Annotated in this window: 19 protein-coding genes; 10 read left to right on the top strand and 9 right to left on the bottom strand. The window is 64.9% G+C overall.

The window, feature by feature from the left end; all coding sequences use genetic code 11:
• The first annotated feature begins 19 nt into the window (after positions 1 to 19).
• The gene (locus BLW08_RS19380; RefSeq protein ID WP_090823719.1) at positions 20 to 847 is read left to right on the top strand and encodes a helix-turn-helix transcriptional regulator; all 828 of its coding nucleotides are present in this window, start codon (positions 20 to 22) and stop codon (positions 845 to 847) included.
• A gap of 126 nt (positions 848 to 973) precedes the next feature.
• Positions 974 to 1,447: a PaaI family thioesterase gene (locus tag BLW08_RS19375; RefSeq protein ID WP_091327346.1), complete on the top strand. Its 474-nt coding sequence runs from the start codon at positions 974 to 976 to the stop codon at positions 1,445 to 1,447.
• Positions 1,448 to 1,451: 4 nt separating this feature from the next.
• Here BLW08_RS19375 and BLW08_RS19370 read toward each other — a convergent pair whose 3' ends face one another.
• Complete coding sequence (locus BLW08_RS19370) at positions 1,452 to 2,072, bottom strand: TetR/AcrR family transcriptional regulator C-terminal domain-containing protein (RefSeq protein WP_091327342.1); 621 nt, start codon at positions 2,070 to 2,072, stop codon at positions 1,452 to 1,454.
• Positions 2,073 to 2,196: 124 nt separating this feature from the next.
• On the opposite strand from BLW08_RS19370, the gene BLW08_RS19365 reads away from it, so the two are divergent.
• Entirely contained in the window at positions 2,197 to 3,489 is a 1,293-nt protein-coding gene (locus BLW08_RS19365; RefSeq protein ID WP_091327339.1) for a beta-ketoacyl-[acyl-carrier-protein] synthase family protein, read from the top strand.
• 17 nt (positions 3,490 to 3,506) lie between these two features.
• On the opposite strand, the gene BLW08_RS19360 is transcribed toward BLW08_RS19365, so the two are convergent.
• Together BLW08_RS19360 and BLW08_RS19355 are read right to left on the bottom strand one after the other, a co-directional pair.
• Positions 3,507 to 4,757 (bottom strand): FAD-dependent oxidoreductase, encoded by a 1,251-nt coding sequence (locus BLW08_RS19360; protein WP_091327336.1) that lies wholly within the window; start codon positions 4,755 to 4,757, stop codon positions 3,507 to 3,509.
• The gene (locus BLW08_RS19355; RefSeq protein WP_254779979.1) at positions 4,750 to 6,048 is read right to left on the bottom strand and encodes an MFS transporter; all 1,299 of its coding nucleotides are present in this window, start codon (positions 6,046 to 6,048) and stop codon (positions 4,750 to 4,752) included. The genes BLW08_RS19360 and BLW08_RS19355 overlap by 8 nt, the downstream gene beginning before the upstream one ends.
• 48 nt (positions 6,049 to 6,096) lie before the next feature.
• Here BLW08_RS19355 and BLW08_RS19350 point away from each other — a divergent pair, with 48 nt between their 5' ends.
• From BLW08_RS19350 to BLW08_RS19330, 5 genes are all read left to right on the top strand, one after another.
• Positions 6,097 to 6,942: an IclR family transcriptional regulator gene (locus BLW08_RS19350; RefSeq protein ID WP_254779978.1), complete on the top strand. Its 846-nt coding sequence runs from the start codon at positions 6,097 to 6,099 to the stop codon at positions 6,940 to 6,942.
• 94 nt (positions 6,943 to 7,036) lie between these two features.
• The gene (locus BLW08_RS19345; protein ID WP_091327332.1) at positions 7,037 to 8,173 is read left to right on the top strand and encodes a cupin domain-containing protein; all 1,137 of its coding nucleotides are present in this window, start codon (positions 7,037 to 7,039) and stop codon (positions 8,171 to 8,173) included.
• Entirely contained in the window at positions 8,174 to 9,010 is an 837-nt protein-coding gene (locus BLW08_RS19340; protein ID WP_091327329.1) for a fumarylacetoacetate hydrolase family protein, read from the top strand.
• Positions 9,010 to 9,759: a maleylpyruvate isomerase family mycothiol-dependent enzyme gene (locus BLW08_RS19335; RefSeq protein WP_091327328.1), complete on the top strand. Its 750-nt coding sequence runs from the start codon at positions 9,010 to 9,012 to the stop codon at positions 9,757 to 9,759. The genes BLW08_RS19340 and BLW08_RS19335 overlap by 1 nt, the downstream gene beginning before the upstream one ends.
• Positions 9,760 to 9,807: 48 nt before the next feature.
• On the top strand, positions 9,808 to 10,695 hold the full coding sequence (locus BLW08_RS19330; RefSeq protein ID WP_091327325.1) for an SGNH/GDSL hydrolase family protein: 888 nt from the start codon (positions 9,808 to 9,810) through the stop codon (positions 10,693 to 10,695).
• Here BLW08_RS19330 and BLW08_RS19325 read toward each other — a convergent pair.
• Positions 10,692 to 11,798, bottom strand: a complete 1,107-nt coding sequence (locus BLW08_RS19325) for an EAL domain-containing protein (RefSeq protein WP_091327322.1) — start codon at positions 11,796 to 11,798, stop codon at positions 10,692 to 10,694. The two genes, BLW08_RS19330 and BLW08_RS19325, sit on opposite strands and share 4 nt — an antisense overlap.
• A gap of 190 nt (positions 11,799 to 11,988) precedes the next feature.
• On the opposite strand from BLW08_RS19325, the gene BLW08_RS19320 reads away from it, so the two are divergent.
• Entirely contained in the window at positions 11,989 to 12,825 is an 837-nt protein-coding gene (locus BLW08_RS19320) for a CPBP family intramembrane glutamic endopeptidase (RefSeq protein ID WP_091327320.1), read from the top strand.
• A 37-nt stretch (positions 12,826 to 12,862) separates the two neighbouring features.
• Here BLW08_RS19320 and BLW08_RS19315 read toward each other — a convergent pair whose 3' ends face one another.
• The 5 genes from BLW08_RS19315 to BLW08_RS19295 are packed head-to-tail and all read right to left on the bottom strand — an operon-like array spanning position 12,863 to position 17,826.
• Positions 12,863 to 13,477, bottom strand: coding sequence for a TetR/AcrR family transcriptional regulator (locus BLW08_RS19315; RefSeq protein WP_091327317.1), 615 nt, complete (start codon positions 13,475 to 13,477; stop codon positions 12,863 to 12,865).
• 9 nt (positions 13,478 to 13,486) lie between these two features.
• Positions 13,487 to 14,728, bottom strand: a complete 1,242-nt coding sequence (locus BLW08_RS19310) for an NAD(P)/FAD-dependent oxidoreductase (RefSeq protein WP_254779977.1) — start codon at positions 14,726 to 14,728, stop codon at positions 13,487 to 13,489.
• Positions 14,725 to 14,919: a ferredoxin gene (locus BLW08_RS19305; protein WP_090823741.1), complete on the bottom strand. Its 195-nt coding sequence runs from the start codon at positions 14,917 to 14,919 to the stop codon at positions 14,725 to 14,727. Before BLW08_RS19305 ends, BLW08_RS19310 begins: the two co-directional genes overlap by 4 nt.
• Positions 14,916 to 16,088: a cytochrome P450 gene (locus BLW08_RS19300; protein WP_091327315.1), complete on the bottom strand. Its 1,173-nt coding sequence runs from the start codon at positions 16,086 to 16,088 to the stop codon at positions 14,916 to 14,918. The genes BLW08_RS19305 and BLW08_RS19300 overlap by 4 nt, the downstream gene beginning before the upstream one ends.
• Positions 16,089 to 16,101: 13 nt before the next feature.
• Complete coding sequence (locus BLW08_RS19295) at positions 16,102 to 17,826, bottom strand: MFS transporter (RefSeq protein WP_091327312.1); 1,725 nt, start codon at positions 17,824 to 17,826, stop codon at positions 16,102 to 16,104.
• Positions 17,827 to 18,002: 176 nt separating this feature from the next.
• Here BLW08_RS19295 and BLW08_RS19290 point away from each other — a divergent pair, with 176 nt between their 5' ends.
• On the top strand, positions 18,003 to 19,013 hold the full coding sequence (locus tag BLW08_RS19290) for a phosphotriesterase family protein (RefSeq protein WP_254779976.1): 1,011 nt from the start codon (positions 18,003 to 18,005) through the stop codon (positions 19,011 to 19,013).
• Positions 19,014 to 19,024 lie beyond the last annotated feature (11 nt).

Here is a 19,024-nt window from a genome sequence, read left to right as displayed (position 1 = left end):
GAGTAATAGTGTTGAGGACGTGAAAGACGAGAGGCGCAAGGAGCTGGGGCTCTTCCTCAGGACGCGCCGCACCCAGGCCCTGCGTTCGGACTACGGGCTGCCCCCGGTAGGCCGATCCCGCGAGCGCGGGCTGCGCCGGGAGGAGATCGCCTTCCTGTCCGGGGTCAGCGTCACCTGGTACACCTGGCTGGAGCAGGGCCGGGATATCAGTCCCTCACGGCAGGTCCTCGAGTCCATTGCCCGGGCGCTGCATCTCTCTGACACCGGGTTGAGCTATGTGCTTTCCCTGGGCGGCTACTCGTCCGCTCCGCCGAAGGGTCCGGTGGCGGCCGATGCTCCCGCACATGTGCAGCGCCTGTTGGACGCCCTGGACCCAAACCCTTCCTATGCACTGTCACCGGACTGGGGCATCGCCGGGTGGAACCGCGCTTATGAGGCGCTGTACCCCAACATCGGCACCTTCGATGCCTCGGACCGGAACCTCCTGTGGCTCGTCTTCACCGACCCCTACATCCGCGATCTCCTGCCCGACTGGGATGTCACCAGCAAGAGATTCCTGGCAGAGTTCAGGGCCGAAACCGGGCAGCGACTGGGTGATCCCGACGTCGAATACCAAGTGGAGCGGCTCAAGGAGGCCAGCCCGGAGTTCCAGGAAAGCTGGGCCCGCTACGACATCCTGGGCTTCGAGTCCCGCGAGCGCCAGTTCCACCATCCGGCGGTTGGCGTGCTGCAACTGGAACACCATCAAGTATCGCCTTCGGACCGGCCGGACCTGCACATCGTGGTCTACACCCCTGCACCCGGGAGCGATGCCGGGGAACAGATGCGCAAACTGATGGGGACGTAGCTTGCGGAGAACTACACTCTGAGACAGGCGTCCGCGTACTGCGGTACCGCTCCATCGCTACAGCAAAGCCACTTACTGAGGGGTGCACCAGTGACAGACGGCCATTCTCAGACGGAACGCCAGCGCATGATCACATGGCAGGACCCGGCCGATGGAGTGGCAGCCATGCCCAGCATGAGTGGCCTGGAATATTTGCGCTCAATGATGGGCAACACCCTGCCTCCACCGCCCATGAACCACCTGATGAACATGACGCTGGTGGAAGCGGGCCAGGGAACAGCAACGTTTACCTGCCAACCGGATGAATCCCACTACAACCCCCTGGGGACGGTTCATGGCGGACTGGTGTGCACCCTGCTGGATTCAGCACTGGGTTGCGCCGTACAGACCACGCTCCCCCAAGGTATGGGCTACACGTCCATCGAAATCAAAGTGAACTACCTTCGCCCCGTCCATGCGGGCTCAGGTCCGCTGACGTGCGTTGGCGTCGTGACGAAGCCGGGCAACCGTGTGGCTTTCGCGGACGGGACCGTCAAGGATGCGAAGGGCAAGGTGGTGGCGACGGCCAGCGGTTCGCTGCTGGTCTTTCCCATCGCTTGACGTCTTAGCTGCCGGGCTCTGACCGACCACGAACCGTCAACGTGCCGGCCAGGTCCACGTCGCTTCCGGAGCCCGTGACACCGGCCTGCGAAAGAAGGGTGGCTCCGAAAGCCGCGCTCCAAAACGTCCTGGTTTCCACATGCAGCGGCCGTTCCACTTCCCAGTCCCTGTGGTTCAGGATTCGCGCAAGGTAGCGGCCGGACTGGCGGAACAGCAGATTCAGATGCTGGTCCACCACCGCAGCGAGGGCCGGGCGGGATGTTCCCACGGCCAGGGCGCGCACCACCAGCGGCATGGACGGGAGCATCAAGGCTGTGCGGGCCATGTTCCTGCGAAATGATTCGGGACTTCCGGCGCTGCGCCCGATCGACTCAACGCGCTTCGCGTCGTGGAGCAACGCGAGGAAAGCTGCGTGGATGAAGAGCGAGTCCTTGGAACCAAAGTAGTACGTCACCTGGTTGGGAAATACTCCGGCATCGGCGGCAATCGCCGCCACGCTCACCTCAGCGGAGGAACTGGCGAGGTAGAGCTTGACCGCGCTGTCCAGGATCCGGCCCCTGGTCGAGTGGCCACGGGCTTGGGATGGGCCACCCGGTTGGCGTTTACCCTTGCGCTCTGCGGTCATGAGGGAAGCTCTGCGGTCATGCGGGAAGCTCTGCGATCATGCGTGAAGCTCTACGGTCATAAAAAAATTGTACTTGATACAACTATCTGGATATCTTGTATGCCATACAAGAAAGGGAGTTGCCATGAGGGCACGAGATATAGCAGTGACAGGACTGGGCGCCACCACGCCGTTGGGAGGCACCGTCGAGAGCACCTGGGCCGCCCTCCTTGAGGGCGTTTCAGGGGTCCGCGACGTCGGGCAGGAGATGCTGTGCGACAGCGGACTCCCGGTAACCATCGCCGCGCCCATGGCTACCGACCCCGCCAACGGCCTTGACGCCGTCGAAGCCAAAAGGCTGGACCGGGTTCAGCAGGCCGCCATGGTTGCCGCGGCAGAAGCCTGGGCGGATGCCGGTTCACCAAAGGTGGACGGCACCCGGCTGGCCGTAGCCATCGGAACAGGCGTGGGCGGAATCGGCACACTGCTCCGGGAGGACGACACCCTGGAGAACCGCGGACAACGCCGCGTCTCCCCACGCGCCGTACCAATGCTCATGGCCAACGGACCCGCCGCGGCAGTAAGCATCCGCTATGGCGCCAAAGCAGGTTCATACACCCCGGTCTCAGCGTGTTCCTCCGGCGCCGAAGCAATAGCCCAAGCTGCCAGATTGATCCGCTCCGGCGAAGCTGATGTAGTCATTGCCGGCGGTGCCGAAGCCGCCATTACGCCCTTCACCGTCGCCGCCTTCCTGCAAACGAGGGCACTCTCAACCCTCGCGGCAGACCCGGCTTCCGCATCACGACCCTTTGCCTCCGACCGCGACGGCTTCGTCCTCGGCGAGGGAGCAGGCATCGTTGTGCTCGAAAGCGCCGAGCATGCACTGGCGCGCGGCGCCACCGTCCACGCGGTCCTGCGCGGAGTCGGTATCGCCTCCGACGCCTTCCACATGACGGCACCAGCGGACGATGGCCAAGGCCAGATCACCGCCATCACCAAAGCCCTCAGCGACGCCGGCATGAATGCTGCGGAGGTGGGCCACGTCAACGCCCACGCCACAGGCACCTCCCTGGGCGACCTTGCTGAGGCGAAGGCCATTAGGGCCATCTTCGGAGACGCTATCCCCGTGACCGCCCCCAAGGCATCCCTTGGACATCTCTTCGGAGCCGCCGGCGCCGTCGAAGCAATCATCGCGGCACGGAGCGTTGCGCAGGGGATCATCCCTCCCACCCGCAACCTCCACCCTGGAAACGTGGACCCGGAGATCGGGCTGGACCTGGTTACCGAGCCGCGCCCTATCACCGAGCAGCGTCACATCACCGAGCAGCGCCACATCAACGAGCCGCGCCGCGGAACACCTCCCACAGCACTGTCCAACTCCTTCGGATTTGGCGGCCAGAACGTCAGCCTGATCTTCGGTAAACCTGGCCCTCAGTAAGCCTGCCCCCGTGAGCTCTAAGCGGCGGCGTTGCTGTCCACCCGCGGAGCCACCGGCGCCGGCAGGCCTTCGCCGGACTGCCCGTAGAGCCAGTCGTTGTACTGGAAATCATTGTCCTTCCGGCTCTTGAACAGCAGGTTGCGCAGGGTTCGGCCCAGGCCGGAGACGTGCCAGGATTCACCCCAGATGCGGGCAGTGCGCTGTACGCGGGCGGTCCGGGCGGCACGCGCGGAATTGAATGCGGCCAGGGCGCCGTCCCACGCGGCCGGATTGACGCCGTCGGCCGTGAAAACGGTGCCGGCAGTGACGTCCTGCAAAACGGCGGCGTCTTCGAGGGCCTGGCAGGCGCCTTGGGCAAGGTACTGAAGCATGGGGTGGGCGGCGTCGCCCAGAAGCACCATGCGGCCGGCCACCCAGTTTTCGATCGGGTCGCGGTCGTACATGGGCCAGCGGATGCTGGTGCCCAGGTTCGCAAGGGCTGCCTGCACTGCGGGAACGCAGTCCTTGTAGGCGGCCTGGAGCTCGTCCACTCCCCCATACTGCTCTTCACCGCGCTCAAAGGATGGTGACTTGAAGACGGCCACCGTGTTCAGCAGTTCGCCCTTACGCAGCGGGTACTGCACCAGGTGGCAGTCGGGGCCGAGGTAGACCACAACGTCCTCGAGGTCGGTGGCCGGAGTCTCAGAGGTAATGGGAACGGTGCCGCGGTAGGCGACGTAGGCGGAGGAGACCGGTTCATCGGAGGCCACCAGCGAACGGAGCGTTGACTTGAGTCCGTCCGCCCCGATCACCACGTCCGCTTCATAATCCACACCGGCCGCGGTATGCACGATGCCCCGTCCGTTCAAGGTTTCCACGTTGTCCACCATGACGTCGTTCACCAGCTTCACGCCGGCCGCTTCACATCCTTCCAGGAGCACCCGGTGAAGGTCGCTGCGGTGGATCACCACGTACGGGGCGCCGTACCGTTCTTCAAACTCGCCGCGCAGAGATTGCCTGGTCAGCTCTTCACCGGTCACGGCATCCCGGAAGACCAGATGCTTGGGCTGCACCCCGATCTCCAGCGCCTTCTCCAGAAGGCCCCACCGCTTCAGGACACGGGAGGCGTTGGGGGCCATCTGCAGCCCCGCGCCCACCTCGCCGAACTCCGGCGCCCGCTCCACCAGCGTGACGTTCGCGCCGTTTTCGCGGAGGGCCAAGGCACCGGCCAACCCGGCCATGCCCCCTCCCACCACCAGGACATCGGTGGACATTGACTGCTCAGACATTGCTTGCTCCTTGGGAGATTTTGGTTTTGATGGTGAATCTGACGGCGGCCAGCAGAACCGCTGCGATGGCGGCGGCACCGGCGAACGCCAGGAAGTTGGAGTTGACGCCCAACCCGGCCGCCAGCAGCAGGCCACCCACCTGCGGTGCGACGACGGCGCCGATTCGGCCCGTGCCAAGCGCCCAACCCAGCGCGGTCCCGCGCAGGTGGTCAGGGTAGTGGCTGGCAACAGCCGCGATGATGAGGCACTGCGTGCCATGGGTTCCGACGCCGGCCAACACCAGCGCCAGATAGACAACAGTCACCGGCGGGCTTGCCAAGAGGACCGAAAGCCCGACGGCGGCGACGGCGGCTGCCGCTATCGCCGTCGGAATCGGACCGAAACGTGTGCCCGCCCAGGCTGTGATGACCGAACCGGCTACTGCGCCCAGGTTCAGCGCCAACGCGAAGGTCAACGCCGATCCGAGGTTGTAGCCGGCCAACTGCATGAGGTTGGGCAGCCAGGTACCCAGGCCGTACCAGGCGAACAGGGTGGCGATGGTGGCCAGGGCGAAAAGTAGGCTGATGCCGAGGTAGGGCGCCCGGAGCAGTGAGCCGAATCCGGCGGGTTCCTTGGAGGTTTTTCCTGTGGATCCGGTGCGCACCAGCGTCTCCGGGATGTATTTCAGCCCGAGAGGCACCACGATCACCAGAGCCAGTACTGCCACCAGGAACATTGCCTGCCAGCCGAATGCCGGAATCAAGGGGATACCTACCAAAGCGGCAAGGGAGCCACCAATCGGGACGCCGGACATCATGAGCGTGGCAATGGTGGAGCGCCACGTGGCCGGAACCAGTTCTGCAACCAAGGCATTGGCGGACGGAACCAAACCTCCGAGTCCGATGCCCGCAAGGAGCCGCAATGCTCCGAAGACGGCCGCGTTGGGTGCAAAGGCGCAGAGGATGGTGAAAACGGAGAACACGATTGCGCAACCCAGGATCGTTTTGCGCCGCCCCCAGGAATCGGCCATGCGGCCCGCGAAGATGGCGCCGATCATCATGCCGAGGAAGGCCATGGAGCCGATGGTTCCGGCGGTTGCCTTGCTCAGGCCCCAGCCAGTCTCCGAAATCAGGGACGACTGGACGGTGCCGTACACAATGAGGTCGTAGCCGTCAAAGACCACCAGCAACCAGCAGACCAGGACGGCCAGCGCTGAAGCTTTGGAAAAGCGTGGCGCTTCGCCGGGAGCGTCAGCAATGACGACTCCGGAAGCTTGCCCTTGCGACGCTGCATCGGGGAGTGTGTGATTCATCCCACCACTGTCCGGTCTCTTGCAAAGGGAGCACCATACAATTCTGTTGTGCAGAACAAATCAGCAGGGCCCTCCACCAGGAAAACTGCGGCCTCCGCCCGAAAACCCGTGCAGAAGCGGCCCACCTATTCAATCGAGGCCGTGGACAACGCCCTGCAACTCCTTCAGCTCCTCCGGGACGGCGGCGCCCTTCGCCTCAAGGACGCGGCGGCGGAGCTTGGGGTGGCTCCCTCAACCGCCCACCGCCTCCTGGCGATGCTGGTTTACCGGGGCTTCGCGGTCCAGGACGAGAACCGGCGCTACGTCCCCGGCCAGGCCATGGGTGTGGGCCCGGCCGGACTCAGCTGGACCCGGCTGCTGCGCGACATTGCCCAGCCCCACATGGAACTCCTCTCCGCTCAACTGGATGAGACGGTCAACCTGATGGTCCGCGTGGGCACCAAGGTGCGCTTCCTGGCCACGGTTGAAGGCAGCAATGTGCTGCGCATCGGAGACCGCCAGGGCACAGTGATGCCGGCCGACAAGACCTCCGGCGGCAAAGCGATGCTCGCCGAGCTGGAACCCTCCATGATCGAGCAACTCTTCCGCAGCCACAACGCGGAGATCGGTGGGGACACCATTCCGGACGCCGGGTACCCCGCCTTTCTCCGCGAGCTGGACAGCATCCGCGGCAACGGTTTCGCGGCCAACTTCGAGGGCACGGAGGAAGGCGTCAGCGCACTCGGCATGGCACTCCACAACCGGGACGGCCACGTGGTGGGGGCACTGAGCGTCGCGACGCCCGCCACGCGCTTCCGGAAAGTGTTCGACGCCGGTTTGGTCGCCGCCCTGCGCTCAACGTGCCGGCAGGTGGAGATCGACATCGCCGCCAACCCGGCCCAGCCAGAACACTAGATTCTGCACAACAGAATCTTCTGGGAGTCTTGATCATGCCTCCCTAGGGTCGAACAAACGCCACATCTGTCCGGACCCTACCGAGGAGGCTTACGTGTCCATCAGCGCCGAGAACACGACCCATGAATCTGTGGCTGCGAGCCACGCCCTGCCGGAACCGACTCCGGAGGAAGCTGCCCAGTTGGAGCAGCTCTACAAGGACTTCGCCGCGGGCAACATGGTGCCGTTGTGGACGGAGATCGGTGATTTGATGCCGATGGTCCCCACCCCCAAGGCCGTCCCGCATGTGTGGCGTTGGAATGACCTGTACCCGCTGGCTGCCCGTGCCGGGGATCTGGTTCCGGTGGGCCGGGGTGGCGAGCGGCGGGCCATAGCCCTGGCCAACCCGGGCCTGGCCGGCACGCCCTATGCGACGCCGACGTTGTGGGCCGCCATCCAGTACCTCGGACCCCGTGAGGTTGCTCCGGAGCACCGGCATTCCCAGAACGCATTCCGTTTTGTGGTGGAGGGAGAGGGTGTGTGGACGGTGGTGAACGGGGACCCTGTGGCGATGCGCCGCGGTGATTTCCTGCTCACCCCGGGCTGGAACTTCCATGGCCACCACAACGACACCGACCAGCCGATGGCCTGGATCGACGGCTTGGACATCCCGTTCGTGCACTACGCCGATGCCGGGTTCTTCGAGTTCGGCACCGAACGCGTCACTGACGAAGCCACCCCGGACATTTCCCGCTCCGAACGGCTTTGGGCACACCCGGGCCTGCGGCCCCTCTCCGGTCTGGATGACACCACCAACTCCCCCATCGCCGCGTACCGCTGGGAACACACCGACGCCGCCCTGCGTGAGCAACTGTTGCTGGAGGACGAGGGCCACCCGGCCACTGTGTCCCAGGGCCACGCCGCCATCCGGTACTCGAACCCCACCACGGGCGGGGATGTCATGCCCACCATCCGGGCCGAGTTCCATCGTCTCCGCGCCGGCGCCTCCACCGAACCACTGCGCGAGGTTGGCTCCAGCGTCTGGCAGGTCTTTGAGGGCACGGGCACCGTAGTCCTTAACGGCGAAAACAAACAGCTGGCCAAGGGCGACCTGTTCGTGGTCCCGTCCTGGCAGGAATGGTCCCTGACGGCAGACAACGACCAGCCAGGGTTTGATCTGTTCCGTTTCAGCGACGCCCCCATCTTTGAACGACTGAACTTCAACCGCAGCTACACCGAAGGACGCAAGTAAATGAGACTGCTCACCCTCCGCACCGAAACCGCCGACGGTAAAGGCACCGTGGCTGTCCGCCAGGACGGCGACACCCTCACCGAAATCCCCGGGTTCGCCGATGTCGGCGCGCTGCTGGCCGACCCCGCCTGGGAACAAAAGGCCAAGGCGGCCAACGGCGCCACGCACGCGGCCGACGACGCCGACCTCGCCGCCGTCGTGCCCGCACCCGGGAAGATCATCTGCGTCGGCCACAACTACCGCAACCACATCAAGGAGATGGGCCGGGAGATCCCGGAGTACCCCACCTTGTTCGCCAAGTACCAGGAATCCCTGATCGGCCCGAACGATGACCTCGCCTTGCCGCAGGAATCGGACACCGTGGACTGGGAAGCCGAACTCGCCGTGATCATCGGCAAGAAAGGCCGCCGGATCACCGAGGCCGACGCCGCGGAGCACATCGCCGGGTACGCGGTCCTGAACGACATCTCCATGCGCGACTACCAGTTCCGCACCATCCAATGGCTCCAAGGCAAGACCTGGGAGAACTCCACCCCGTTCGGTCCTGCCCTGGTCACCAAGGACGAATTCACCGCCGGCCCGCTCATGACCTCGGCCGTGGACGGAGAGGTCCAGCAGTCCACCCCCACCGGCGACCTCGTCTTCACCCCCGAATTCCTGGTCTCCTACATCTCCACCATCATCACGCTCAACCCCGGGGATGTGATCGCCACCGGCACTCCCGGCGGTGTAGGCCACGCCCAGGACCCCAAAAGGTACCTGCAGGAAGGCCAGCTCCTGGTCACCACCATCGAAGGCCTGGGCCAGCTGAACAACCGCGTGGTCAAGGAAGCCTGATGGCAGCCCGCCACGACCAAACCACCGATCCGGGCCTGCAGGAAGACCTCCTGCAGGCCCGGCGGGGCACCGCGTTCTTCGCCCGGAAACTCAACGAACTCACCGACGCAGAGCTCGACGGCGGCACCCTCCTCCCGGACTGGACCCGCCGCCACGTTGTGGCACATGTGGGCTACAACGCCCGCGCGATAGCGCGCTTGGTCGAATGGGCGGCCACGGGAGTGGAGACGCCCATGTATCCCTCCCCCGAGGCACGAAACCACGACATCAACTTCGGCGCCACTCTCTCCCCCATCGCCCTACGGAATCTCTTCGACCACTCGGCAGTGCACCTGTCCGTTGAATGGCGCGACCTCCCGGACACGAACTGGGCCAACCAGGTCCGCACCGCCCAAGGCCGCACCGTGCCGGCGTCGGAAACCGTGTGGATGCGCACCCGCGAAGTCTGGGTCCATGCCGTAGACCTGGACAACGGCGCCAGTTTCAGCGACATCCCTGGCCAGGTCCTCGAACGTCTGCTCCAAGACATCACGGGCGCTTGGAAAACCCGCGGTACCGACACCGGACTCCTCATCAAGGTCACCAGCACTGCCGGGAACGGCGCCGGCCTCACGTTCGGCGACACCAGCGCCACCAACCCTACGATCATCACCGGCGCCCTTCCCGCCGTCGTCGAATGGGCCACAGGCCGCGGCGCCACGGGCGTCACCACCACCGGAGAGGTCCCGGCTGCACCACCGTGGATCTAAGCCACGCCACCCATAGCCATGTGTGTCCAGTAGGCGCACTATGGGTGGATGAACGCCCACAATGCCGCAGGTCCGGCGCAGGGTGGTTCCGGTAACTTCGGGGCTGGCCCGCACCCGTGGAGCCGCTATGTGGCCTTGGGCGATTCCTTCACTGAAGGCGTGGGCGATCCCGAGCCGCGCAGTCCAGGGGGACTTCGCGGTTGGTCGGACCGGGTGGCCGAAGAGCTGAGCGTGGGACACCAGGATTTTGCCTATGCCAATCTGGCCATCAGCGGACGGTTGCTCCGCCAGATCCTCGATGAGCAGGTAGCTCCCGCGCTGGCCTTGCAGCCCGATCTGATCACCCTTAACGCCGGGGGCAATGATCTCCTGTTCCACAGGACCGACCCCGATAAACTCGCACTGGAACTGGACGCCGGCGTGGAAGCCCTGGCCACCACCGGGGCAACCATCCTGCTGTTCACGGGTCCCGATTGGGGTGCGACGCCGGTGCTGGGCCGGACCCGCGGCAAGGTGGCCATCTATAACGAGAACATCCGGGTGGTCGCCGCCCGCCATGACGCCGTGGTGGCCGATCTATGGGCGCTGCGCCAACTCACGGATCCCCGCATGTGGGATCCGGACAGACTCCATTTCTCCCCGCTGGGCCAGCACACCATCGCCGTCATGGTGCTGGATACCCTGAATGTCCCACATTCGCTGGAACCGCTGATCCCCAAGGCGCTGCCCGAACGCAGTTGGCGCGAAGCCCGCTCCGGCGACATCATCTGGGCGCGTGAACACCTTTTTCCGTGGGTGGTGCGCCGCCTGACGCAACGGGATACCGACGACGGCCGACACCCCAAGCGGCCACTGCCCGGCCCGGTCTTTGGTGCTGCGATGCCACCGGGAACCTATGTGGGCAACGATCCCAGGAACCTCTTAGACCCAGGCTAGCCTGCGGGTTGGGCTTCCGTCTGCGCCCGAATGCTCCACGCTGACCAATCCAGCGGGTGGACCGAGGGACGCCCCAGGAGGTAGCCCTGCGCAGCGGTGACGTTCAGCGCGGTAACTTCCTCAAGTTCCTCGGCCGTTTCGATGCCCTGCGCATGGACTTGGGCACCTATTTCACGGGCCAGCTCAACGATTGCCTTGGCCCGGATTTTCTGGCCCTCGTTGCGTTCGATTCCTTCAATGAGGTGGCGGTCCAGTTTGATGATGTCCGGGCGCAGTTGTTCAATCCGTTCAAAGGACACCAATGCGGCTCCCGAGGCACTGATGGCCAGGCGCAACCCCAACGCGCGCAATGGTCCCAGCCCGGCGTCGCCGGTTTGACCTTCAACCGCTTCCAGGCTGCCGGTAAGTTCAACGATGATCCTGTCAGGGGCCAGGGCTGCCGCGGCCAACAGGTTCCGCACCCGGGGGTCGCTGGAGGTGGCGGGGGTGAGGTTCAGGGCTACTGACATGGTGTCGGGAACCTCGTGCGCCGCTGTCAGGGCGCAGTGCAGGGCGGCAATTTCCAGCTCGGTGCCCAAACCGGCGGCTGCGGCCTCGTTGAACCAGACATCGGCGCCGGCCCCATCTTCGCCGACGAATCGGGTCAGTGCTTCCACGCCCACCACGTCACCGCCCGGCAGTCCGTGAACGGGCTGGAAGGCCGTCAGCAGCAGCTTGTCAGCCAGGATCGCCTGGATGCCTTCGCGCACTTCGTGGCTGACCGGAACAGACACAGTCCTTGCCGCATCCGCCGATTCCAGGTGCAGGCTGGCAGGCTCCCGCTGTACCGGGACGGGGGACGCAGCAGCGGTCTCCTTGCGGGTTTCCAGCAGATGCTCCAGCAGGGCTCCCTCAGGATCCTCGGGGCGGGACTCAATCAGCGCCCGGAGCTTGTTCCTTGCCCTTTCGCTGCGGGGCTCGGAATCGGCGAGGATGGATTCGATGATGTCCTTGACCTGCTCGCGCATGGTCAGGTCATCCGCACAGGGTGTTGCATCATTGCCATGCTGGCGTGCGTCATCCGCCCCGCCACCGGGTGAGAGAGAGCCCTCGTCTTGAGCCATCGGCTATTCCTTTATGTGTGTCCCCCGCTGGCTATGCCAGACAACTGCCCGCCCACAAAAGTGTGGGCACTGTCACGAATCTAACAGAGAAAGCTCAAGGCCCCCTTCATGCCGGACGCGCCTCCGGCACGGAAGTTCCCCAGCACGGAAAACTGTGTCGCTGGGGCACTACCCCTGAGATGCTTGAGAGGTGACCTCCCTTTCGACGGACGCACCCCGGACCGCACTCAGCTGGAAACTGCTGCCCGCCCTGCTGCTTTCCTTGTCCGGCGTGCCACTCTTCGCATCGTTACCTCTCAGGACGCCGGGCAACGAACTGCTGGGATACGGCCTCCTGGCCACAAGCGTGGTCACTGCCGCCGTCATTGACCTGCGTCTGATGCGGCACCTGGCCCTGATCGCGGCAGGCATGACCATCTTCAGCCTGGTTCCACTCAATGCGGACCTGAGCACCGAACACATGGCACTCATGGGCGGAGCCTTGGCGCTGGCTGTACTGGTTCCTTGGCTGGTGTCCCGCTTCGTTTACCGTGAAGACATCATCAGGTTCCCGGTGAATACGGGCCGTAAATGGCCGCTGGCCGCAAAACTGTACCTCATGGGCGTCGTAGCGCTGGGCTACTTCATCCTGCCGGTGTACCTGATCAGCACGGGGGTCTACCAAAACTGGCCGGATGCTTCCGATCCCGAGGTCTTCTGGCGGCTCTTCCTGGGCGTTAACGCCGTGGGAATTTGGGACGAGCTGTTCTTCATCTGCACCACGTTCACCCTGCTGCGCCAACACTTCCCCGACTGGCTGGCCAACCTCCTGCAAGCCGTGGTGTTCTCGTCATTCCTGTGGGAGATCGGCTACCAGTCGTGGGGTCCGCTGCTGACGTTCCCGTTCGCGCTCTTGCAGGGGTACACCTTCAAACTCACCAAGTCATTCACCTATGTGGTGTCCGTGCACCTGCTTTTCGACTTTGTGCTGTTCCTGGCGCTGGTCCACGCACACAACCGGGAGTGGCTGCCGATCTTCCTGTACTAGATTTCAGCGGTATGAGGTTTTCAGCGCTACTGGAGTTTCAGCGCTCGTCGCACAACAAATGGAACCAGGCATCCGCCAGGACTTCCAAGGCATGTTCACGGTTGGGCTCCATCTTCCGGCGCGTCCAGAGGGTGGCCACGTAGTCCAGCTGGGTAAAGGCAAGCGTCCCCCGGATGTGCCGCGTTTCCTCAGGGAACCGGCCGGCCAGTTCCATGCCGCGAACAAGGTCTGAGATGACTTCCTCGTGCCACCCCTCCACCAGCGTCCGCACTTCACGGTCCACCGCCGCGGCTTCGTCCAGGACGTCGAGGTAGGGGCGGAAGACGGGCCACAGCGCAGCACGGGATTCCAGCCAGGCCAGGATTCCGGGCAGCTCGCCCGAGCACACCACGTCCACCAAATCGGCTGCGGTGGACGCGCTGTCCGGACCATTGGCACGGTCCAGGACCGTGTTCACGCGTGCCATGAAGTCCTTCATCAGATCACTGCGCGTGGGGTAGTACGCGTAGAACGTCACGCGTGTTGTACCGGCGGCAGCAGCGATCTCATCAATGGTGGTGGCGGCATAACCCTTGTGGGTGAAGAGCTCCAGCGCACGGTCAATAATGGTGTCGCGGGTCAGCTGCTTCTGGGCTTCGCGCAGTGAGGACATGGCCCAATCCTATCGGGGCAAGGCCGCCTCTCCCGGCCGAAGGACTCCTGGTCCTTTGTTCGCCAATGCGCGGAGTTTCGGGATGGGTATCCGGTAATTGATGGCCGCCGCGGTACCCGGATTGCCCGCCCCGGCCGGACCGCCGCTGCCGTACCAGCTCATGAGCAACGACTCCGGGTCACCGCCTGGGTCGCAATAGTCCGGGGCACCCTCCACTGGAGTGAAGCCCACCGCCTTGAGCGACAAACCGAAGCCCTCAGTCCAGAAATAGGGCTGAAGGTCACCCTCCGGCGCGGCGTCACCTCGAAGAAGTCCGACGGCGGCGACCTTGGCTTGGTCAATGGCGCTCGTCCACAGCGGGACCCGCCGTAGCCCGAGCCGTGTTGGGAAGTACGCGACGTCGCCCGCGGCGACAATGTCCGGCCGGAGGCGGCCCCGGGAGTCCACGCGCAAAGCCCCTCCCTCCAAGAGACCCGAGCCGGTCAGCCAGCCGACGTTGGGCTCATCACCGATGGCGGCCACCACAATGTCAGCCCCCAGTTCGGTGCCATCCGCCAGAGCCACCCGGGCACCGGCGTCGTGCGGTGAGTGTTCGTTTGTTCCCATCAGGCGTGCTGTGCCGCTGGTGACCAGCCTCAACCCGCGCCGCAGGGCTGCTGCGACGAAGATGCCGGACAGGTGCCCGCCAAGATGACGGGCCAGCGGCGGGCCGCTCGCGACCATCGTGACCTGGCACCCGGCGTCAAGGCAGCCGGAGGCGATTTCCATCCCGAGCGGCCCACCACCCACCACGATCACGGAAGGGCGGCCAGTGATGCGCTCTTTCAGGGTGATGGCGTCCTCGATGGTGCGGAGGGTGAATACGCGTGCGTTGTCACCCCCTGGATCACCTGCGAGCCGTTTCGCCCGGGCCCCGGACGCGATGACCAGGCCGTCGTACGGAAGCTGCCCGCCGTCGTCGAGCGTTAGCAGCCTGGCATCCACGTCCATACCCGTAACGCCGACACCGAGCAGCTCGATGGCCTGGTGGCCGGGCGCGGGGCGCTGATGCGCTGTGACGCTGTCCTCGCCGCCGTGCAGCAGCGCCTTGGACAACGCCGGGCGGCTGTACGGCTGATGCTGCTCGGCGCCCACCACGGTGAGTTCGCCGTCAAAGCCTGCCGCCCGGAGTGAGTCGCAGGCAGTGAGCCCTGCGATGCCATTCCCCACCACCACGATCCGGCGCATGGGGGCTGCCTTGCCAGTGGTCACGCCGCCTCCAACCTGAGCGCTGCCACCGGGCAGACGCGGACGGCGGCTTGAGCGGCGTCGAGATCGGCCCCGTCAACGTCCGGGGCGTCGATCAGGAGTTCGCCGTCGTCGTCCAGGTGCATGAGCGTGGGCGCGGCTTCCTCGCAAAGTCCGTGCCCTTCGCAGCGCGGACGGTCCAGGTGGATCCTCATGCGGCCACCACCTTCAGCACCTGGAGCCGCTCGTGGCTCCGGGTAATGTTGCTGGCTTCCCGGACTTCGCGGCCCAGCTCCAGGCTTTGCACACGGCGGGCAAGGGCATCGATGATCGCGTGGGCCTCGAGTTTCGCAAGGCCCTGGCCTGCACATCCATGAGGGCCGTAGCCGAAGGACAGGTGGTCCACTGGGTTGCGCGTGATGTCGAAGGTGTCGGGGTTCTCGTAGTGCCTCGGATCACGGTTGCCGGCGCCGATGAGCAGGCCCAGCTGGGCTCCGGCAGGGATGGTCACGCCATCCAGCTCCACTGGGACCGTGGTGGTGCGGCCCCAGATGTGGATGGGCGCCCAGTAGCGCAGCACCTCCGCGAAGGCCGCCGGGACAAGTTCGGGCTTCGCTCGGAGCCGTTCCAGCTGCTCGGGGTGGCGTCCGAACAGTGCCACGATGTTGCCGATGGACGCGATGGTAGTGTCCACGCCGGCACCAAGATACTGGTGGATGATGTGCCCCGCGGAGCCCTGGGGGATGTCTCCACGCGCTTCGGCATCGAAGATCCCGCGGCCGATGGAGCCGGGGGTAAGGTCCTGGGCCGTCACGGAGGAGCACCAGCCGTACAGTTCACCAGCGATGGGGAAGCTCTCCTGGGTGCGCTGGTTCATGGGCCCGATGACCTGCATGGCAGCCTGGCCCCAGCGCAGCATGTTGCCCTTAACATGCCCGTTGAAACCGATGAGGTCCGCCACGATCTCCAGCGGGAAGGCGCGTGCCAGCGAGTCAATGGCCTCGAAACTGCCGGTGGCAACAAGCTCCGCCACGAGCTTGTCCGCTTTCTGGTCGATCACCACTTTCAGGCCGCGGAGAGCCCGTGGCGTCAGGTTCTCCGACAAAGTGGCCCTCAGCTGAGTGTGGGTGGGTGGATCGGAGGCCAGGGAGGTGCCTTGGAGGGCGTCGTTCACCATGGGATTGAATCCGAGGGTCGTGGACGAGAAAGTGGCGGGATCGCCGAGGACTTCGCGGATGGCGTCATAACGGGTGATGACGTAGAGGTGGTTCTTGGGCAAGTGGACTACGCCGCCCTGTTCGCGCAGTTTCGCGTAAGCGGGGTAGGGATCAATCAGGAGCTGATCGTCCCAGATGTCCAGGTCTGATGCGGTGGGAGCAGTCACGGTGTTGGCCCTTTCAGATCGCGGGTTCGGACGTGGTTGTCTCGGCTGGAGCGGCGGCAGCGGCCGGCGCCGGTGCCGCCGACTTGGAGGAGATGAAGACGGTCAGGAGGGCCGAAACCGTGGCAGCAATGGCGGCCACGAGGTAGACGACGTGGAAGCCTTCGCCCAGCGAGGTTCCGGCAACGCCCTGGATCTGTTGCTGGACAGAGGCCAGGGCCTGGGTCATCCCGTCCACGGCCTGGCCGGAAGCGCCCGCAGCTGCTGCCTCGCCGGAGGCTTGGCCCACCACGCCGTCCCATCCGGAGAGATAGCCAAGCGGCGGCACATGGGCCAGACCGGCCACGGCATCTGCGGGCAGCCCCGTACCGCCGAGGATCCTGTTAAGCGGAGCTGCGAAGGCCGAGGCGCCCACTCCGAAGGCGATGGCCGAGCCGATGACCGGACCCAGCGCGAAGCCGAGATCGCGCAGGAGGTTGGTGGTGGCCGAGGCCATGCCAATGTGCTGCGGCTGCACGGTATTGATGGCGACGGCGGTAATGGAACCTACCGTGAGGGCGAACCCGATCCCCAGCAGCAGGAGCGGCGGAATGAACGCGGTCCAGGCTGTGCCGCCGAAGGCTTCGGGCGTGCCGAGCGTGAAAGTGGACAACCAGAAACCGGAGACCGCCATGAAGGCGAACCCACCGGTGAGCGCCCAGCGCGGAGCCACGTGGTGAATGAGCCATCCCACCACGGGGATGAGGACGAAGGCCGGGCCCTGGATGAAGACGAACAGCACGCCCACTTTCCACGCCTCGGCGAGCGCGAGGCCACCTACGGCGACGCTGGTGCTGTAGCAGATGGCGAGGAACGCAAACATGCCGGTGACCGCAACGATGCCCGTGATGGAGTAGGCGCTGTTCTTGAATAGGGAGAGATGGATGAGGGGCTGCTCTGTGCGCATCTCGATGATGACGAAGGCCGTCAGCAGGATGCCGCCCACCACGTAACTGGCCACCACCTCTATGGCACCGAAGCCGGCGTCAACTGCCTGGACGGTGGCGAACAGCACGGCAATGAGTCCCAAAGCCAAGGTGATTTGGCCAGGCAGGTCCAGCGCGCGTCCCTTGGCGGCCGCGGAATCCTTGGCCCGGAGGGAAACGAGGAAGACGATGACGGCGATCACTGCAGCTGCCAGGTAGGCCACGCGCCACCCGCTGAAGGCGTTGGGTTGGCTTGCGGTGGCGCCGGGAACGGTGAAGAACTGCGCCGTGAACCCGGCCAGCAGGGGCGAGATGACGGCACCGAGGGACAGGAAACCTGCCCAGGTGGCGATTGCTTTGGCCCGGGCCCTGTGATCGGGAGTGATGGCGGCCAGCATGGACAGCGAAATGGGGAACAGGATGCCTGCCCCGATGCCGCCGATTGCCTGAGCCGCGATCATCATCCCTGTGGTGGTGGCAGTGGCCGCCACGACGGACCCCAGGACGCTGAGCCCGGCTCCGGCGTACAGCAACTTCTTGCGCCCGAAGAGGTCACCCAGGAGTCCCCAGCTGAGCTCGAAGACAACGATCCCCATCATGAACATGCCGGCGATCCAGGTCAGTCCTGCACCGGATGTTTGGAACTCGACGGCGAACGTTCCGTTGAGCGCGCCTGGTAGGGCGTTGGTGATTTGGGCGAGGGTAACTGCGCTGTAGGCGGCCACAAAGGTGGCTGGCACGGAGCCGCGGCTCGACACTGAAATGGTCTGGCTCATCGATGAAACTCCCTTGTTTCGGGTCGATTGTGGAATGGAGTGCTTTCGCTCACAGTCTGGATGCAAACTTTACGTCATGTCAAGAGATATACGTTGAGATTAATTCTTTGACACTGTGTAAAGATTTGTGTGATGCTGACTGCACATCAGCACCCAGGACTTCAAGGGAGAAGCCAGTGATCTACCCACTTTCCGTCGATGTGTCGGCAGCCGTCGCCACGACAGTCCATGAGACCGTCACTACGGTCCTCGGCCCCGTGCCGGCCCACGAACTCGGCGTCACCGCCGTCCACGAAGCGTTGCTTTCCGTGGTCCCCGGAGCCCAGTTCGCGCCGGATATCGCCATTGATCGGGCGGAGATCTTCGAGGTCCTGGCGGCCAAGCTCCGGGATTTCCGCGAACACGGCGGCCGGACCATCGTGGACAGCACCGGCATGTTCCACGGCCGGGACGTGAACCTCTACGAGGCACTCTCCCGCGCCACTGGCGTGCACATCATCGCCTCCACCGGCATGGGTCCCGAAGAGATGTTGGGCGGCTACTTCCTCACTCCCCAGACAAATCCACCCACGCCATGGCCCGCAGAAAAGTTCGCTGAGCTCTTCAGGAAGGAGATCACCGAGGGCATGGTGGTGCCTCGGGTGGAGCGCCGGGGACCCGCCGGGCTCGTGACCACAACGGCTGACCCCAACGGAATGACTCCCACGGAGGAGAGCTTGTTCCGGGGCGCAGCGAGGGCCGCCCTGGACACCGGGGTGCCGCTGTCCATTCGCTATGGGGCCGATGCCCTGCATGACTTGGGCATCGTCCTGGACGAGGGGTTGCCTGCCGGGCGCGTGCTGGTGGGCGGGCTGGACCGTGCGGATGCCGATGGTGCCGCATTGGAAGTAGCCAAGCGCGGAGCGTTCGTCGGCTTGGACCACGTGGGCCTCAACGACCACCCCAACTACATCAACGATGCCCAACGGACGAGCCTGGTCATGGAACTCGTCAACGCAGGCCACAGCCACCGGATCATCCTCTCCAGCAATGCCATCGGCGTGGCCAAGGGGCTGCCGGAGTACCACCTCCCGTTCAGCCACGTCCTGTCAACGTTCGTGCCGTTCCTCAAGCAACAGGGCCTCAGCGACGAGGATGCCCACCGGATCCTGGTGGACAACACCCGCGAACTCCTCACACATTCCTGAAGGGGGAAATA

It is taken from the genome of Arthrobacter sp. cf158, assembly GCF_900106835.1.
GTDB lineage: Bacteria > Actinomycetota > Actinomycetes > Actinomycetales > Micrococcaceae > Arthrobacter.
This window is presented reverse-complemented; position numbering and strand designations above follow the sequence as displayed.

Excerpts from the sequence above, each read along its gene's own strand:
- BLW08_RS19375 (WP_091327346.1), top strand. The coding sequence starts at position 974 with ATGATCACATGGCAGGACCCGGCCGATGGAGTGGCAGCCATGCCCAGC.
- BLW08_RS19370 (WP_091327342.1), bottom strand. The coding sequence starts at position 2,072 with ATGACCGCAGAGCGCAAGGGTAAACGCCAACCGGGTGGCCCATCCCAA.
- BLW08_RS19365 (WP_091327339.1), top strand. The coding sequence starts at position 2,197 with ATGAGGGCACGAGATATAGCAGTGACAGGACTGGGCGCCACCACGCCG.
- BLW08_RS19360 (WP_091327336.1), bottom strand. The coding sequence starts at position 4,757 with ATGTCTGAGCAGTCAATGTCCACCGATGTCCTGGTGGTGGGAGGGGGC.
- BLW08_RS19355 (WP_254779979.1), bottom strand. The coding sequence starts at position 6,048 with ATGAATCACACACTCCCCGATGCAGCGTCGCAAGGGCAAGCTTCCGGA.
- BLW08_RS19340 (WP_091327329.1), top strand. The coding sequence starts at position 8,174 with ATGAGACTGCTCACCCTCCGCACCGAAACCGCCGACGGTAAAGGCACC.
- BLW08_RS19335 (WP_091327328.1), top strand. The coding sequence starts at position 9,010 with ATGGCAGCCCGCCACGACCAAACCACCGATCCGGGCCTGCAGGAAGAC.
- BLW08_RS19330 (WP_091327325.1), top strand. The coding sequence starts at position 9,808 with ATGAACGCCCACAATGCCGCAGGTCCGGCGCAGGGTGGTTCCGGTAAC.
- BLW08_RS19325 (WP_091327322.1), bottom strand. The coding sequence starts at position 11,798 with ATGGCTCAAGACGAGGGCTCTCTCTCACCCGGTGGCGGGGCGGATGAC.
- BLW08_RS19315 (WP_091327317.1), bottom strand. The coding sequence starts at position 13,477 with ATGTCCTCACTGCGCGAAGCCCAGAAGCAGCTGACCCGCGACACCATT.
- BLW08_RS19305 (WP_090823741.1), bottom strand. The coding sequence starts at position 14,919 with ATGAGGATCCACCTGGACCGTCCGCGCTGCGAAGGGCACGGACTTTGC.
- BLW08_RS19295 (WP_091327312.1), bottom strand. The coding sequence starts at position 17,826 with ATGAGCCAGACCATTTCAGTGTCGAGCCGCGGCTCCGTGCCAGCCACC.